A 15,541-nucleotide genomic window follows, 5' to 3' on the forward strand; every position below is an offset into this window, starting at 1 on the left:
TCCGGGAGGAGTTTGCGGCGTGTCCAGGGCCGTCGGTCATACCGGTTCCCCCGCGGTCGCGGAGGAGGAACTGCTGCGTGCGCAGGTGTACGGCCTGCTGGCCCGCCTGCTGTCGCGCGCGCCCGACGCGGACTTCCTGGCCGCGCTGGCCGGCGTGGCGGGGGAGGGCGGCGAGTTCGGCGCGGCGCTGAACCAGTTGGCCGAAGCGGCGCGCGGCAGCGACCCCGCCGCGGTGGAGGAGGAGTTCACCACTCTCTTCATCGGCGTCGGCGGCAGCGAGCGCACTCCCTACGGCTCGTACTATCTGACTGGATTCCTGAACGAGAAGCCGCTGGCGGAGCTGCGCGTCCACATGGCGCGGCTGGGCATCGCCCGCGCCGACGGCGTGACGGAGCCGGAGGATCACATCGCAGCGCTGTGCGAGATGATGGCCGGCCTGATCGGCGGCGAATTCGCGCCGGAGGACGGCGGAACGGTCGATCTCCAGGCGCAGCGGGCATTCTTCGACCGCCATGTCGGCTCCTGGGCCGGGCGGTTCTTCGCGGATTTGGAAACCTCGCCGTCGGCCCGCTTCTACCGGGCGGTCGGCGCGGTCGGACGAAGTTTTCTGGCGGTCGAGGCGCGCGCCTTCGACCTTGCGGCGTAAAGGTGAGGAGCGAAGCCATGACGCGGAATGCGGTCAAAGCCAAAGCAGAAGCAGCCAAGCAGAACACGGACCCCCAGAACATCGACAAGGCGCTCGCCCGGCGCGACCTGTTTCGCGTCGCCGGCCTGGGCGTCGGTGCGCTGGGCGCCGTCGCCGCCGGGGTGACCGCCACCGGCGGGACCGCGGAGGCCGCCCCGGCGGAGACGACCACCTCCACCGGCTATCGCGAGACCGACCATGTCCGTCGGGTCTACGAACTGAGCCGCTTCTAAGAGGAACGCCCCGATGCTCATCAAGAAAAGCTCGGCCACCTCGGGCGGCCGTCACCTTGCCCGCACGCTGACCCAGACGCTGGCCTCCGCCACCGGCGTGACGGTCGACCGCCGCGCCTTCCTGCGCACCTCCGGCATCGCCGCCGGCGGTGCCGCGCTCGCCTCCGCGATGCCGTTCGGCATGGTGAAGAAGGCCGACGCCGCCACCGCGGCGGCCATCGCCGGCGCGCCCGTCAAGCAGGTCAAGTCGATCTGCACCCACTGCTCCGTCGGCTGCACGGTGGTGGCCGAGGTGCAGAACGGCGTCTGGATCGGGCAGGAGCCCGGCTTCGACAGCCCGATCAACCTGGGCGCGCACTGCGCCAAGGGCGCCTCGGTACGCGAGCACGCCCACGGCGACCGCCGCCTGCGCTATCCGATGAAGATGGTCGACGGCAAATGGACCCGGATCAGCTGGGACCAGGCGATCGAGGAGGTCGGCTCCAAGCTGCTGTCGATCCGCGAGCAGTCCGGCCCGGATTCGGTGTTCTGGCTCGGCTCCGCCAAGCACAGCAACGAACAGGCCTATCTGTTCCGCAAGTTCGCGGCCTTCTGGGGCACCAACAACGTCGACCATCAGGCGCGCATCTGCCACTCCACCACCGTGGCCGGCGTGGCGAACGTCTGGGGCTACGGCGCCATGACGAACAGCTACAACGACATCCAGAAGTCGCGCGCGCTGTTCTTCATCGGCTCCAACGCCGCCGAGGCGCATCCCGTCGCCATGATGCATGTGCTGAAGGCGAAGGAGCAGAACAACGCCCCGCTGATCGTCGCCGATCCGCGCTTCACCCGCACCGCCGCCAAGGCCGACGAATACATCCGCTTCCGTCCGGGCACCGACGTGGCGCTGGTCTGGGGCATCCTCTGGCACGTTCTGCAGAACGGTTGGGAGGACAAGGACTACATTGCCAAGCGTGTCTACGGCTTCGACGACATCCGCGCCGAGGTTGCCAAGTGGACGCCGGAAGAGGTCGAGCGCGTCACCGGCGTTCCGGGCTCGCAACTGCAGCGCGTCGCCCGCACTCTGGCTTCCAACCGTCCGGGCACACTGGTCTGGTGCATGGGCGGTACCCAGCACCACATCGGCAACAACAACACCCGCGCCTATTGCGTGCTGCAGCTGGCGCTGGGCAATGTCGGCGTGGCCGGCGGCGGCACCAACATCTTCCGCGGCCACGACAACGTGCAGGGTGCGACCGACTTCGGCGTCACCTCCGACAGCCTGCCCGGCTATTACGGTCTGGCCGAGGGGGCGTGGCGCCATTGGGCGCGCGTCTGGGACGTGCCGTATGACGAGGTTCTGGCCCGCTTCAAGGACAAGAAGCTGATGGAGGCCACCGGCATTCCGGTGTCCCGTTGGTTCGACGGCGTCCTGGAAGCCAAGGAGAACCTGGACCAGCCGAACCCGGTCAAGGGCATGGTCTTCTGGGGCCACGCGCCAAACAGCCAGGTCCGTCTGCCCGACATGAAGAAGGCGATGGAGACGCTGGAGCTGCTGGTCGTCGTCGATCCATTCCCGACGATGACCGCCGTTCTACCCGACCGCAAGGACAACTTCTACCTGCTGCCGGCCGCCACCCAGTTCGAGACGGTCGGCTCACGCACCGCGTCCAACCGCTCTGTCCAATGGTCGGACAAGATCATGGAGCCGCTCTTCGAATCGAAGGTGGACCATGAGATCATGTATCTGTTCGCGAAGAAGTTCGGTTTTGCCGGACCGCTGTTCAAGAACATCAAGGTCGAGGGCACAGTCCCGGTGATCGAGGACATCACCCGCGAATGGAACCGCGGCATGTGGTCCGTCGGCTACACCGGCCAGTCGCCTGAACGTCTGAAGCTGCACATGCAGCATCAGGCCACCTTCGACAAGACCACGCTGCGCGCCGTCGGCGGCCCGTGCGACGGCGAGTATTTCGGCCTGCCCTGGCCCTGCTGGGGCACGCCGGAGATGAAGCATCCGGGCTCCGCCAACCTGTACGACACCTCGCTGCCGGTCGCCCAGGGCGGCGGCGCCTTCCGCGCCCGCTTCGGCGTGGAGCGCAACGGCGTGACGCTGCTGGCCGAGGGCTCCTATCCGGAAGGGTCGGAGATCAAGGACGGCTATCCGGAAGTCACCATGGCGATGCTCCAGAAGCTGGGCTTCGACGCGGACCTGACGCCGGAGGAACTGGCGGTCATCCAGAAGATCGGCGGCGACAAGATCGGCACGGTGTCCTGGACCACCGACCTGTCGGGCGGCATCCAGCGCGTGGCGATCAAGCACGGCCTGAACCCGCCGGGCAACGCCAAGGCGCGTTGCGTCGCCTGGAACTTCCCGGACCCGGTTCCGATCCACCGCGAGCCGCTCTACACCCCGCGCCGCGATCTGGTCGCCAGCTATCCGACCTACAAGGACACCAAGTCCTGGCGCGTGCCGACGCTGTACAAGTCCATCCAGGACCGCGACGTGTCGAAGGAATACCCGATCATCCTCACCTCCGGCCGTCTGGTCGAGTATGAGGGCGGCGGCGACGAGACGCGGTCCAACCCCTGGCTGGCCGAGCTGCAGCAGGACATGTTCGTCGAGATCAACCCGTTCGACGCCAACAATGCCGGCATCAAGGACGGCCAGCTGGTTTGGGTTGAAGGCCCGGAAAAGGGCAAGGTGAAGGTCAAGGCCATGGTGACCGAGCGTGTCGGCCGCGGCGTCGCCTTCATGCCCTTCCATTTCGGCGGCGTGTATCAGGGGCAGGATCTGCGCTCCAAATACCCGGCCGGGGCCGACCCGATCGTGCTGGGCGAGGCCGCCAACACGGCGACCACCTACGGCTACGATTCGGTGACCCAGATGCAGGAAACCAAGACCACCCTTTGCCGCATCCAGGCGGCCTGACGCACAGGAGTTTGAACCATGGCCCGGATGAAGTTCCTGTGCGACGCCGAGCGCTGCATCGAGTGCAACGCCTGCGTCACCGCCTGCAAGAACGAGAATGAGGTGCCCTGGGGCATCAACCGCCGCCGCGTCGTGACCATCAACGACGGCAAGCCGGGCGAGCGGACGATCTCGGTCGCCTGCATGCATTGCTCCGACGCGCCCTGCATGGCGGTCTGCCCGGTCGACTGTTTCTACCAGACCGCCGAAGGCGTGGTCCTGCACAACAAGGACCTGTGCATCGGCTGCGGCTATTGCTTCTACGCCTGCCCGTTCGGCGCGCCGCAGTACCCGCAGGCCGGCAACTTCGGCACCCGCGGCAAGATGGACAAGTGCACCTTCTGCTCCGGTGGCCCCGAACCCGACAATTCGGAAGCCGAGTTCAAGAAATACGGCCGCAACCGTCTGGCCGAAGGCAAGCTGCCGCTCTGCGCCGAGATGTGCTCGACCAAGGCGCTGCTGGCCGGTGACGCCGACAAGGTGTCGGACATCTACCGCGAGCGCGTGACCGCCCGCGGTTTCGGCTCCGGCGCCTGGGGCTGGGGCACCGCCTACCAGACCAAGTCGGGTCAGGAGCGCGGCCAGCCCGGCGGCTCGCTGTTCCAGGGCACCGGCGGCGGCGCCGGTGGTCTGCCCGTGCAGAAGCAGGGGCTGTGACGGTGACGATGGTGGGGACGCGCATTGTCCTGCTGGTGTTTGGCGCTTCGCTCCTCCTGGCCGGGTGCCAGGAGGATGCGACCCCGCGCCCGATCCATCTGGACAAGGGCGTCTACCGGGGCGCGGCCGACACGCCGCGCACCGCGGACGAGGTGCGTGCGCTGGAACGGCGCACCGCCTATCAGGGTGTGCGATAGGGAGCGTCCGATGGAAGGTCATCGCATGAAGGCGGCTATCGCCGCTCTGCTGCTCGGGATCGGCCTTGCCGCCGGCGCGGCATCGCCGGCCGGCGCCCAGTCCAGCGTCCGCCTCGGCGGTCCGGCCGATCAGCAGGCCAACACGCAGCAGATCGACCGTGACGCGCCGCCGGTGCCGACCCAGGTTCCGGGGAAAAGCGTGGCAGAGAGCTGGCACGGCATCCGGCTGGGCGAACGGGGAACCGTCTCCATCCCCAACAAGCAGGCCGGCGTCCTGATCCAGTCGGAAGGTGAGGCCTGGCGCGCGGTGCGCAACGGACCGCTCAGCCAGTACGGCTCGTGGGTGCTTGCCGGCATCATGGCGTTGCTGGTGCTGTTCTTCCTGGTCCGCGGCCGCATCCGCATCGACGGCGAGAAGACGGGCAGGACGATCGAGCGTTTCAATGCCTTCGAGCGCGGCGTGCACTGGCTGACCGCCAGCAGCTTCGTCGTGCTGGCCATCTCGGGCCTGAACGTTCTGTACGGCCGCTACACCCTGCTGCCGCTGATCGGCCCGGAGCCCTTCGCCGCCTTCACCCATTACGGCAAGCTGGCGCACAACTTCCTGGGCTTCACCTTCATCGTCGGCGTGGCGCTGATCTTCGTCATGTGGGCCCGGCACAACATACCGTCCCGTCATGACCTGACCTGGTTCCTGAAGGCGGGCGGCCTGTTCTCCAAGGGCGTCCATCCGCCGGCGCACAAGTTCAACGGCGGCCAGAAGGTCATCTTCTGGTCCACCGTGGTCGGCGGCGCCGCGCTGGGCTTCACCGGCGTGCAGCTGATCTTCCCCTTCAGCTTTGCGACGCTGGAGGAGCTGCAGCTCTACCAACTGCTCCATGCCGCCATCGCGATCATCATGATCGCCATCATCCTGGCGCACATCTACATCGGCTCCGTCGGCATGGAGGGCGCCTTCGCCGCCATGGGCGACGGTCAGGTCGAGCTGCAATGGGCGCGCGAGCACCATTCGCTGTGGGTCGAGGATGTCACCGGTGAGAAGGTGAGCCACGGCCATCATCACGGGACGCCGGCGGAATAGGGAGTTGGGGCGGGGGGAGCGCCATCAATGGCGAACTCCCCTTGACCCTCTCCACACTTCATGCCCCCCTTGGCGCTCCTCCATCCCGGATGCGCCCGCCATGACCACCCATCTCGCCGAACGCCAAGCCGTGATCGACGGCTGCCTCGCCATGAACCGGCTGGGCATCAACCAGGGCATGTCGGGGAACCTGTCGCACCGGGTCGAGGGCGGCTTCCTGGTCACGCCGACCAGCATGCCCTATGACGCCATGACGCCGGACGACATCGTCGAGATGGGCTTCGACGGAACCTATCTGGGCAATCGCCGGCCCTCGTCGGAATGGCGGATCCATCGCGACATCCTGCGGGCGCGGCCGGACGTGACGGTCGTCCTCCATGCCCATCCGACCTTCGCCACCGCGCTGGCAGTGCATGGCCGCGGCATCCCGTCCTTCCATTACATGGTGGCGCTGGCCGGCGGCGATTCGATCCGCTGCGCTCCCTACGCCACTTTCGGCACACAGGAACTGTCGGACCATGCCCTGACGGCGCTGGACGGGCGGCTGGCCTGCCTGCTCGCCAACCACGGCGTGATCGTGCTGGGGACGAGCGTGGCCAGCGCCCTGTCCCTTGCGGTGGAGATCGAGACGCTGGCCCGCCAATACCTCTATGCCCAGCAGTTCGGCGAGCCGGTGATCCTGCCACCCGATGAGATCGCGCGGGTGGCGGAGAAGATGCGGCGGATGAAGTACGGCCAGCCGGTCGACGATAGCGACGCGCTGGAAGACACCGCGCGTCCCCGCTCCTGATTACGGTCCGATTTGGGTCATTGAGGCGTTGCCGGCGAGATGGCCGGCCGGCTTCAGCGAGGCGACCCGCAGCAGCGGCTTGGCATTCCCGACCGCCTCCACCTGCAACGGACGCTCTTCCGCCGGTGCTTCGTAGACGGCGGGCAAGGCGACGGTGATGCGGGTGCCCTGGCCGGGCTCGCTCGCCACCTCGATGTCGCCGCCCAGCATGGCGGTGTAATGGCCGACCAAAGTCAGGCCCAGTCCGGCGCCCCGCGGCTTGCCCTGCCGACGCGTTGCAACGGCACCGCTGCCGGTCCCTTGGACGAAAGGCTGAAACAGCCGCCCGGTCTGTGCGCTGGGGAAGCCGCGGCCGGTATCGGCGACGGTGAAGCGGTACCAGCGGGCACCGTTCCGCTCCACGCGCTCCGCCGACAGGGTGACGGTGCCCTCCTGCGTGAACTTGCAGGCATTGTCGAGCAGGTTCAGCAGGGTCTGCCGCACCTTGGTGAAGTCGGAATGCATCTGGCCGAGCCCGGCGGGAACTGACAGCTCCAGCGCGTTGCCGTACAGATCTGCGGCGGGCATCGCTCGCTCGCGTGCCTCGGTCAACAGTCTGTTGATGTCGAAGTCCTGCAGGCAGACGTCCATCGCCCCCGCTTCGATCTTCGCATAGTCCATCAGGGCGTCGACCAGGGTGGTCAACTGTTCCCCGGTCCATTGGATATGCTCGACGTCGGAAGCGAGTTCGTTCACGCCCAACCGGTGCAGATCGGTCATCAGCGATTGGCTGGCGTTGACGATCTCGGTCAGGGGGCCGTGCAGTTCCTGACCCATATTGACCAGGAAATCGCTCTTGGCCCGGCTTGAGGCCTCGGCCAGGGCCTTTTCGCGCAGCAGTCGGGTGTGCTCCACCTCCGCCTCGCGGCGCTCGCGTTCGGTGTCTTCGGCGACGCTGCGCAGGGTCTCGACCGCGCGGGCCATGGCGGCGATCTCATCCTGACCCGTCAGCGCCGGCAGCGTGACTTCGGTGCGGCCGGCGGCCAGAGCCGTCACGGCGGTCGCCATGGTCTTCATCGGCGCGGCCACGCTGCGCTGGACCAGCCAGAGCGCCAGCAGCCCGGCCAGCAGCACCGCACCGCCGATCCACAGGGCGACCTTGGTGTAGGCCGACAGCCCGTCGGCGAGCGTGCCGCGCAGCGCCTGGGTTCCGGCCTCCGCCCGTCGGCGGATTTCTCCCAGATTCGCGGCGATGCCGGCGGCGTTGGCGGCCATCGCCTCGGCGCGCAGGGTATCCTCTTCGGCGACGGCCGATTCGATGGCGGTCAGCACGCCCCCGGCCTTGGACAGCAGCGCCGCCACCTCGTCGATCGCCTGCTTCGTGCCTGGAACCCATAGGTAACGGTTCATTTCCGCCAGCCGGTCGCGGGCGACGGCCAGCTGGGCGCGCATCGCCTCGGCATCCTGCGGGTCGCGGCGGTCGATGTAGCGGGTCAGATGGTCCTGCATCAGCAGCACGGCGATGGTCGCGTCGCTGGCCAATGCGGTCGAATCGACGCCGCCGGCGCTCTTGAGATGATCCAGCCTCTGACGGGTCTGGGCGACCATCGGCTCCAGCACCCCGGTGATCTGGCCGCTGCGGTCGCTGCGCAGGGCGATGACAGTCTGAACCGCGGTCCAATACTCATCGAGCGCTGACTTGGCCTTGTCGACGCCCTGGCGGTCCGCGGTTTCGAGCGCGCCTTTGGACAGGGTGTCGAGCCGTTCGCGCAGCGTGTCGTGCCGCCAGGAGGCGTCGAGCAGGCTCTGGTCGTCGCCGTAGGTCAGATGGTCGCGCACGGCGACCTCCAGGTCGCGCAGGCTGACATCGGCGTCCGCCGCCGCCTGGGACAGGTCGGCGCGGCCGGAGAAGGCGCCGATGTCGCGCGACACTGCGTAGAACCAGCCGAGCCCGACCAGCGCCAGCAGGACCACCAGCCCGAGCGCGATGCCGAAGCCCGTGCTGATCCGGGCCGACACGGTCATGTCGCGGAATCGGGTCCGGCGGCCGCTCCGGGACAGAATGCCGTTCCGCTTCACACCGACTCCCGCTTGCGCTGTGCCTGACGAGTTGCATGGGCGGCCACAACCTGTGGCCGGTTCCGCGCGGCGCGGATTGTAGCTTGGTGATCCCCTCAGGCAAACAGGCAAGTGTGCGACGGAGTACCGCCAAAGGTCAGGCGGCCTCTCCGGAGGTGAAGGCGTAGGCGTGCATGCCCAGGCTGCCATGTTCGAACCCCGCATGCAGCCGCTCGGTCCTCGGCTGGGGCCCGGCGGCGCCGAACGCCACCGGCAGCGGCAGGAAATGCTCGTCGCTGGGATGGGCGCGGCGGGCGTCCGGGCTGGCGGTCAGCCAGTCGCCGAGGGACTGGGTGTCGCCGGCCTCCAGCGTCCGGTCCAACCAGCCGGCAAAGCCGGTCGCCCAGGCGGCGGTGCCGGTGCCGCCGAAACGGAACTCCCGCAGATTGTGGACGGCGCCGCCGCTGGCGAGGATCAGCACGCCCTCCCGCCGCAGCGACTCCAAGTGCCGCCCCAGCGCGATGTGGTCGGCGGCGCTGCGGTGGGGCATCACCGACAGTTGCGCCACCGGGATGTCGGCCTCCGGATACATCAACATCAGTGGCACCCAGGCTCCATGGTCCAGCCCCTGCGCCGGATCGACCACGGCGCCGGTCAGTTCCGCGACCCGTTCCGCCAGAGCCGGCGCGCCGGGGGCGGGATAGCGCATGCGGTAGAGCGCGTCGGGAAAGCCGTAGAAGTCGTGGACGGTCTCCGGCGCCGCGGCACCGCTGACCGCCGGAACGCGGGTCGTCCAATGGGCGGACACCGCCAGGATGGCGCTCGGCCGGCCGAGCCTGCGGCCGAGCCCGGCCAGGAAGTCGCGGCCTGCGCTGGTCTCCAGGATCAGCGTGGGGGCGCCGTGGGAGACGAAGACCGAGGGGAACTGCACATTGGACGACATGGACGAACCGAACTCCGGCCGGGCGGTGGGGAAGGGCGGGGACGCTTCCATTCGACCAAAGAAAAACCCCGGCGCCTAGGCCGGGGTTTATCCAAAGTCCGTTGTTCGTACCGCAACAATGATCGGGAACTGTCTGCGGAGGAACCCGGTGAACTCCAACCGGTGAGGACAGATCAGTGCAGGTGCTTCGGCAGCTCGCCGATCGACTGCTCGATCAGCTTGTCGGCCTGGACCGGCGGCAGGCCGCCGGACAGGACGCGCTTGCTGGCGCCGATCGCGACGTCGACGGTCAGGTTGCGGACCTCGGCCAGCGCCGCGGCTTCCGCCTGGGCGATGCGGTCCATGGCCTGGGCCTCGCGGCGCTTCAGCGACGCTTCCAGGTCGGCTCCGGCCTGGGCCCGGAGGCGGGTGGCTTCCTCGCGGGCGTGGGCCAGGAAAGCCTCCGCATCCTTCTGGGCGTCGGCCAGACGGCGTTGATAGCCGTTCAGCAGGGCCTGGGCGTCCTTGTGCAGACGCTCGGCTTCGTCCAGTTCGGAACGGATGCGCTCGGCACGGCCATCGAGCATGGTGCCGATTGCAGCCGACGCCTTCTTCCAGACCAGGGCCACGAAGATGACGAAGGCGACGAAGACCCAAAATTCAGGTGAGTTCATCCCCGGCGCTCCTCAAGCACAGCCGCGACGGCGGCGTCCGCCTGGGCCTGATCGACCTCGACACCGGCCAGACGGCCGGCGATGTCGCGGACGATCCCGGTCGATTCGGCGCGGATGTTGGCCAGAGCCTGATCCTTGGCCTCGGCGATGGACGCCTCGGCGTTGCGCAGACGCTCCGCGATGTCGGCGTTCAACTGGGCCTGACGGGCCTGGTTGTTCGCCTCGATGTCGGCGCTGGCCTGGGCGATGACGCCCTGGGCCTCGGCGCGGGCGCCGGCGAGGGACTTCTCGACCTGGGCCAGGATGGCTTCGGCCTCTTCCTTCAGCTGGGCGGCCTTGGCGAGATCGCGCGAGATGCGTTCCTGCCGCGCTTCCAGAACCTCGGCCACGCGCGGAAGCGCCTTCTTGGACATGAGGTAGTAGAGAACGCCGAAGGTCAGAGCCAGCCAGAAGATCTGGGTCGGGAAATTGGCGGGATTGAGCTGCGGCAGGCCGCCGGAAGCGTGCTCGCCGCCGTGCGCCGCGTCCGGAGCGTGCTCCGCCGCGGCCGCCAGGACGGTGCCGGCCATCGTGGTGAGGGTGGCGAGCGAGGCGCCCGCCACTCCCGACCAGCGGGCCAGCCGGCCTTTGGCCAACAGGTTCGGCATGATCGGTCCCCCTAGGCAAAGGAGCGGCGCCGAAACTTCCCGAAGAAGCCCGGCGCCGCGTCAGAGCTGTTTTTTTAAAAGCCGCTCTGGCCTTAGGCGAACAGGATCAGGAAGGCGATCAGCAGCGCGAACAGCGCGACGGCTTCCGTCAGCGCGAAGCCCAGAATGCCGATCGGGAAGACCTTCGGCTGGACGGCCGGGTTACGGGCGATCGAGCCGATCAGGGTCGAGAAGATGTTGCCGATACCCAGGCCGACACCGGCGAGGGCGATGACAGCCAGACCGGCACCGATGAACTTGGCGGCTTGAGGATCCATTGTACTCTCTTCCTCTAGGTAAGGGTGAACTTGTTGGAACTTGAGGTGGACAGGAGGTCCGGCCTTTCGCCGGGAGCCGCTCAGTGCAGCTCCAGAGCGTCGCGGATGTACAGGCAGGTCAGGATCGAGAAGACGTAGGCTTGCAGGAAAGCCACCAGGAACTCGAAGCCGGTCAGGGCGACGTTGATCGCCAGCGGGACGAGGCCGGTGACGAAGCCCAGCGCGCCGAGACCGCTGATCATCATGACCGTGAAGCCGGCGAAGACCTTCAGCATCGTGTGACCGGCCATCATGTTGGCGAACAGTCGGATCGAGAGGCTGACGGGGCGCATCACGTAGGAGATCACCTCGATCGGGATGAGGATCGGGGCGAGCGCGATCGGAGCGCCGTGCGGCATGAAGAAAGAGAAGAAGTGCAGGCCGTGCTTCAGCAGGGCCAGAACCGTCACGAACACGAACACCGTGGCCGCCAGGGCGAAGGTCACGATGATGTGGCTGGTGAAGGTGAAGGTGTAGGGGATCATGCCGATCATGTTGGCGAACAGCACGAACATGAAGATCGAGAACACGAACGGGAAGTAGGGCTTGGCGTCGTGGCCGGCGTTGTCGCGCACCAGGTTCGCGACGAACTCGTAGAACATCTCGGCCAGCGACTGCAGGCGGCCGGGAACCATCGACTTGTTCGCCATGCCCATGACCAGCAGGGCGTAGATCGCCGCCACGGCCACGACCATGAAGAAGGCCGAGTTCGTGAAGGAGACGTCGTAGCCGCCGAGCACGATCTGGAACAACGGGTTGATTTGGAACTGGTGCAGCGGATCCAAGGTCGTCCTCGCTCAGTGTGCGTCGCCGTCTTGGCGCTCGTTGTCGTCCCCAGTGGGCCGGCGGTAGCCGGCGGCGATGCCGAAGCCGGTGACGGCCCGGTAGACGTTCAGGACTCCCGCCGCGGCCCCCAGGAAGAACATGACGATCAGTCCCCAGGGCGCGGTGCCGAGCCAGCGATCGAGCAGAAGCCCGCCGCCGACGCCGACGATCATGGCTGCGACAAGCTCTGTCCCGATGCGCCAGGCGGTGGCGAGGGGCCCCTGGGGCGGACGGTGGTATTTGCTACCGGGTCCGCCCGACCAGCCGCGTTGTCCCTCACGCGCCTTCCGCAACCGGGCTTCGAGGTCGTCCAAAGGATCGGGGGGCGTTCTGTTGTCCATTCCGCCTCTCAATCGCCCTTGGCACTCGTTGGCTCGCAGCCATGCGAAAGCGGCGAGACCATACGGGTGGGGCGTTACCCTGTCAAGTCGCAAAACCTGCGGTGTAAACCATTGAAAAGATTGAGAAAGACAGGAAATGTCGCGGAATTTGCCGCGCTGCGGCGCGTTGTCCCGCTCCAGCATGCGAAAAAACCCGGTGGTATGACCGCTTTTCCGGGGTTTTCGGGGGCTTTTCACCCCCTATGCGCAGGTTACCCGGCGATCCGCCCGGACAGGTCCTGCACGATCTTGTCGGCCGCGGTGCCGCCGGGATACACGCCGACGAACTTTCCGTCCGGCCCCATCAGATAGATGAAGCTGGAATGGTCCATCAGGTAATCCTCGGGCTTGCCATCCTTCTGCGGCGCCTTGGCGTAATAAACGCGGTAGGCGCGGGCGGCCTCGCGCACCTGCTCCGCCGTGCCGGTCAGCCCGACCAGCCGGGGGTGGAACAGCCCCACATAGTCATTCATGTGCGCCACAGTGTCGCGGTCGGGATCGACCGTGATGAAGACCGGCTGAACCCGCTCGGCCTTCGGTCCCAACTGGTCCAGCGCCTGGGTCATCACCCCCAGTTCGGTCGGGCAGACGTCCGGACAGTAGGTGTAGCCGAAATAGATCAGCATGTATTTGCCGCGGAAATCGGCGTCCGTGACGCTGCGGCCGCGATTGTCGGTCAGCGTGAAGGGCCCGCCGATCGGCACGGCGGTCTTCGCTCCGCTTTCCACGGTGGTTGCGGCGTTGCGCACCTGCCACCAGGCGATGCCGGCGGACACGGCAATGGCGAGGACGGACGCGGCGGCGATGCGGATGAGTCGTGCCTTCATGATGCGAAAGGAATGGGGCCGCCGGCCACCCAGGTCAAGAGGCAGGGTGGCGCCAGTCCGTAGGCCATATGCCCCTCACGCCGCCCGTCTGGTCGCGGACGGCTCCGCTGTGCCGCCGGCCATTCGGCGGGTTGCGGCCAGATGCTCTCCGATGCGCTTGTCGGCTTGCTGGATGTGTTCGAACAGCCATTCGCGGGTCAGCGCCAGCAGCTCGTCGGCCACGGAGTCGCCGGCATCCAGGCGGCGGCGCAGATCGCCGGCGCGGGTGCGCAGCGCCTCGTGCTGGGCCTTGTGGGCCTTGGCGTCGGGAAAGCCGCACTGGTCCATCAGCCGCTCCTCCTGCTCGAAATGCAGGTCGGTGTAGGCCAGCAGCCTGCCGACCGCCTCGCCCAGGGGGCGCCGGCCGCCGGGGGAGTCCTTTGCGCGCCGGGCCAGGGTGGCCGCCTCGTTCATCAATGCGATCAGGATCATGTGGTCGGTGTCGATACCCTCCTCCCCGACCGTCAGGCTGTCCGTCCAGGGCATGAAGGTCTCCGACCCCTCCGCCGGAGTGTCATGCAGAGCGGCGAGCGGCGCCGCGTTGATCGCCTCGACATTGACCAGGAAGGCGTCGACCATCCCGCGCAGTCCCTCCGCCTGCCGCGACAATCCGCCGGCGGCGTCCAGCAGCGCGCCGGCCGAGCGTTCTGTATCCAGCGCCGCGTCCGACACGGCGTCGATGCTGGTGGATACCTGCCGGGTGCCCTCCGCCGCCTCTCCGGCGCTGCGGGCGATCTCGCCGGTCGCCGCCCCCTGCTGCTGCACGGCGGCGGCGATGGTGGTGCCGATCTCGTCGCTGCGGGCGACGATGGTGCCGATCTCACGGATCGCGGCGACGGCGGCCCGTGTTGCGTCCTGCACCTCGGCGATGTGACGGGCGATCTCTTCGGTGGCCTTGGCGGTCTGGTTGGCGAGCGTCTTCACCTCTCCGGCCACCACGGCGAATCCCTTGCCCATCTCGCCGGCGCGTGCCGCCTCGATGGTGGCGTTCAGCGCCAGCAGATTGGTCTGGCCGGCGATTCCGGCGATCAGGTCGGCCACCTCGCCGATCTTCTGGGCGGCATGGCCCAGCCCGTCGATCCGCTCGCCGGCCTTGTGCGAGGCCTCCACAGCCTGGGTCGAGATGGCCGACGAGGTCACCACCTGCTGACCGATCGCGGCGATGGACCCGGTCAGCTGCTCCGCCGCCGAAGCAACCGTCTGCACGCTGCTCGACGCCTGTTGCGAGGCACCGGCGACGGAGGTCGCCTCGCGTCGGTTGCGGTCGGCGGTGGCCGACAGGGCGCGGGCGGTGGTCTCCAACGTGCCGACGGCGGTGCCGACGCTGCGGATGGTTTCCGCGATGGTGGCGTCGAAACGGTCGGTCAGCCGTTTCAACGCCTGGGTGCGCTGGCCGCTGACGCGATGTTCGATCTTCTGCCGGTCCCAATGGCGGGCGAGGTCGATCTGCTGGACACGGAAGACCTCGACGGTGCGGGCCATGGCGCCGATCTCGTCGCCGCGTCCGAGGCCCGGCACGGCGACCGCACTGTTGCCGCCGGCCAAATCCTGCATCACCCGGCCCAAGCCGGCGAGCGGCCGGACGATGGCCCGGCTGACCAGCAGGGCCAGCAGCCCGGCGGCCAGCGTGATCAGCAGGCCGGTGCCGGCCAACCGCCACGCGGCCAGACGGAAGGCCTCGTCGACGTCGTCGATGTAGATGCCCGACCCGACCAGCCAGCCCCACGGAGCGAAGCCCTTCACGTAGGACAGCTTCGCCACCGGCTCCGCCGATCCGGGCTTCGGCCAGAGGTAATCGACGAATCCGGCGCCGTCCGCCTTCACCACGCGCACGAATTCCTGGAACAGCAGCTTGCCGTTGGGGTCGGCGTTGCGCGACACGTCGGTGCCGTCCAGCTCCGGCTTGATCGGGTGCATGACCATGCGCGGGCTGAGGTCGGTGACGAAGAAATACTCGTCTCCGTCATGGCGCAGGTCCTTCAGCGCCGCCTTCGCGCCGGCCTGCGCCTCGGCACGGGAGAGGGCGCCTGCCCGTTCGCGTGCCTCGAAATGGGTGATCAGGCTGTGGGCGATCTCCACCACATTGCGGGTCTTGTCGCGGCGGTCGGCCATCATCTCGGCACGCAGTCCCAACAGGCTGACCGCCGCGATCAGGACGAGCCCGACACCGGCCGCCGCCAGGATCAATGCGATCTTGCCCCGGATGCTGAAGCGTTCGAACACGGCAACGGTCACGGC

At 67.9% G+C, this 15,541-nt stretch carries 16 protein-coding genes; 7 read left to right on the plus strand and 9 right to left on the minus strand.

Annotated elements, in window-relative coordinates:
* Nucleotides 1-19 precede the first annotated feature (19 nt).
* From A6A40_RS02695 to A6A40_RS02725, 7 genes are all read left to right on the plus strand, one after another.
* On the plus strand, nt 20-646 hold the full coding sequence (locus A6A40_RS02695; protein WP_063633994.1) for a TorD/DmsD family molecular chaperone: 627 nt from the start codon (nt 20-22) through the stop codon (nt 644-646).
* Between the two features lie 17 nt (nt 647-663).
* Nucleotides 664-918 (plus strand): formate dehydrogenase, encoded by a 255-nt coding sequence (locus A6A40_RS02700; protein ID WP_236783711.1) that lies wholly within the window; start codon nt 664-666, stop codon nt 916-918.
* A 13-nt stretch (nt 919-931) separates the two neighbouring features.
* Nucleotides 932-3,832 carry a formate dehydrogenase subunit alpha gene (locus A6A40_RS02705; protein WP_063633995.1) on the plus strand — a complete coding sequence of 967 codons (2,901 nt, stop codon included), beginning with the start codon at nt 932-934 and terminating at the stop codon, nt 3,830-3,832.
* A gap of 18 nt (nt 3,833-3,850) precedes the next feature.
* Nucleotides 3,851-4,528, plus strand: coding sequence for a formate dehydrogenase FDH3 subunit beta (gene fdh3B / locus A6A40_RS02710; RefSeq protein WP_063633996.1), 678 nt, complete (start codon nt 3,851-3,853; stop codon nt 4,526-4,528).
* Nucleotides 4,525-4,725 carry a hypothetical protein gene (locus tag A6A40_RS02715; RefSeq protein WP_063633997.1) on the plus strand — a complete coding sequence of 67 codons (201 nt, stop codon included), beginning with the start codon at nt 4,525-4,527 and terminating at the stop codon, nt 4,723-4,725. Before fdh3B ends, A6A40_RS02715 begins: the two co-directional genes overlap by 4 nt.
* Nucleotides 4,726-4,750: 25 nt before the next feature.
* Nucleotides 4,751-5,806 (plus strand): formate dehydrogenase subunit gamma, encoded by a 1,056-nt coding sequence (locus tag A6A40_RS02720; protein ID WP_082860846.1) that lies wholly within the window; start codon nt 4,751-4,753, stop codon nt 5,804-5,806.
* A gap of 100 nt (nt 5,807-5,906) precedes the next feature.
* Nucleotides 5,907-6,596, plus strand: a complete 690-nt coding sequence (locus A6A40_RS02725) for a class II aldolase/adducin family protein (protein WP_063633999.1) — start codon at nt 5,907-5,909, stop codon at nt 6,594-6,596.
* Here A6A40_RS02725 and A6A40_RS02730 read toward each other — a convergent pair whose 3' ends face one another.
* From A6A40_RS02730 to A6A40_RS02770, 9 genes are all read right to left on the minus strand, one after another.
* Nucleotides 6,597-8,600: a sensor histidine kinase gene (locus A6A40_RS02730; RefSeq protein WP_236783712.1), complete on the minus strand. Its 2,004-nt coding sequence runs from the start codon at nt 8,598-8,600 to the stop codon at nt 6,597-6,599. It abuts the gene before it with no gap.
* Nucleotides 8,601-8,790: 190 nt separating this feature from the next.
* Nucleotides 8,791-9,576 (minus strand): DODA-type extradiol aromatic ring-opening family dioxygenase, encoded by a 786-nt coding sequence (locus A6A40_RS02735; protein ID WP_063634001.1) that lies wholly within the window; start codon nt 9,574-9,576, stop codon nt 8,791-8,793.
* Nucleotides 9,577-9,749: 173 nt separating this feature from the next.
* On the minus strand, nt 9,750-10,229 hold the full coding sequence (locus A6A40_RS02740) for a F0F1 ATP synthase subunit B family protein (protein ID WP_063634002.1): 480 nt from the start codon (nt 10,227-10,229) through the stop codon (nt 9,750-9,752).
* Nucleotides 10,226-10,876 carry a F0F1 ATP synthase subunit B family protein gene (locus A6A40_RS02745; RefSeq protein WP_082860701.1) on the minus strand — a complete coding sequence of 217 codons (651 nt, stop codon included), beginning with the start codon at nt 10,874-10,876 and terminating at the stop codon, nt 10,226-10,228. Before A6A40_RS02745 ends, A6A40_RS02740 begins: the two co-directional genes overlap by 4 nt.
* Before the next feature lie 92 nt (nt 10,877-10,968).
* Entirely contained in the window at nt 10,969-11,193 is a 225-nt protein-coding gene (locus tag A6A40_RS02750; RefSeq protein WP_012973363.1) for an ATP synthase subunit C family protein, read from the minus strand.
* Nucleotides 11,194-11,273: 80 nt separating this feature from the next.
* On the minus strand, nt 11,274-12,017 hold the full coding sequence (locus tag A6A40_RS02755) for a F0F1 ATP synthase subunit A (protein ID WP_014247056.1): 744 nt from the start codon (nt 12,015-12,017) through the stop codon (nt 11,274-11,276).
* A 12-nt stretch (nt 12,018-12,029) separates the two neighbouring features.
* The gene (locus A6A40_RS02760) at nt 12,030-12,398 is read right to left on the minus strand and encodes an AtpZ/AtpI family protein (RefSeq protein ID WP_063634003.1); all 369 of its coding nucleotides are present in this window, start codon (nt 12,396-12,398) and stop codon (nt 12,030-12,032) included.
* A 251-nt stretch (nt 12,399-12,649) separates the two neighbouring features.
* Complete coding sequence (locus A6A40_RS02765; RefSeq protein ID WP_063634004.1) at nt 12,650-13,264, minus strand: SCO family protein; 615 nt, start codon at nt 13,262-13,264, stop codon at nt 12,650-12,652.
* A gap of 75 nt (nt 13,265-13,339) precedes the next feature.
* Complete coding sequence (locus A6A40_RS02770; RefSeq protein WP_063634005.1) at nt 13,340-15,538, minus strand: bacteriohemerythrin; 2,199 nt, start codon at nt 15,536-15,538, stop codon at nt 13,340-13,342.
* Between the last annotated feature and the right edge of the window lie 3 nt (nt 15,539-15,541).

This window comes from Azospirillum humicireducens (genome assembly GCF_001639105.2).
Lineage (GTDB): Bacteria > Pseudomonadota > Alphaproteobacteria > Azospirillales > Azospirillaceae > Azospirillum > Azospirillum humicireducens.

What these genes read in the sequence shown, in the direction of transcription:
- A6A40_RS02725 (WP_063633999.1), top strand. Translation starts at nt 5,907, where the DNA reads ATGACCACCCATCTCGCCGAACGCCAAGCCGTGATCGACGGCTGCCTC.
- A6A40_RS02705 (WP_063633995.1), top strand. Translation starts at nt 932, where the DNA reads ATGCTCATCAAGAAAAGCTCGGCCACCTCGGGCGGCCGTCACCTTGCC.
- A6A40_RS02730 (WP_236783712.1), bottom strand. Translation starts at nt 8,600, where the DNA reads ATGACCGTGTCGGCCCGGATCAGCACGGGCTTCGGCATCGCGCTCGGG.
- A6A40_RS02720 (WP_082860846.1), top strand. Translation starts at nt 4,751, where the DNA reads ATGAAGGCGGCTATCGCCGCTCTGCTGCTCGGGATCGGCCTTGCCGCC.
- A6A40_RS02745 (WP_082860701.1), bottom strand. Translation starts at nt 10,876, where the DNA reads ATGCCGAACCTGTTGGCCAAAGGCCGGCTGGCCCGCTGGTCGGGAGTG.
- fdh3B (WP_063633996.1), top strand. Translation starts at nt 3,851, where the DNA reads ATGGCCCGGATGAAGTTCCTGTGCGACGCCGAGCGCTGCATCGAGTGC.
- A6A40_RS02765 (WP_063634004.1), bottom strand. Translation starts at nt 13,264, where the DNA reads ATGAAGGCACGACTCATCCGCATCGCCGCCGCGTCCGTCCTCGCCATT.
- A6A40_RS02760 (WP_063634003.1), bottom strand. Translation starts at nt 12,398, where the DNA reads ATGGACAACAGAACGCCCCCCGATCCTTTGGACGACCTCGAAGCCCGG.
- A6A40_RS02740 (WP_063634002.1), bottom strand. Translation starts at nt 10,229, where the DNA reads ATGAACTCACCTGAATTTTGGGTCTTCGTCGCCTTCGTCATCTTCGTG.
- A6A40_RS02700 (WP_236783711.1), top strand. Translation starts at nt 664, where the DNA reads ATGACGCGGAATGCGGTCAAAGCCAAAGCAGAAGCAGCCAAGCAGAAC.
- A6A40_RS02750 (WP_012973363.1), bottom strand. Translation starts at nt 11,193, where the DNA reads ATGGATCCTCAAGCCGCCAAGTTCATCGGTGCCGGTCTGGCTGTCATC.
- A6A40_RS02735 (WP_063634001.1), bottom strand. Translation starts at nt 9,576, where the DNA reads ATGTCGTCCAATGTGCAGTTCCCCTCGGTCTTCGTCTCCCACGGCGCC.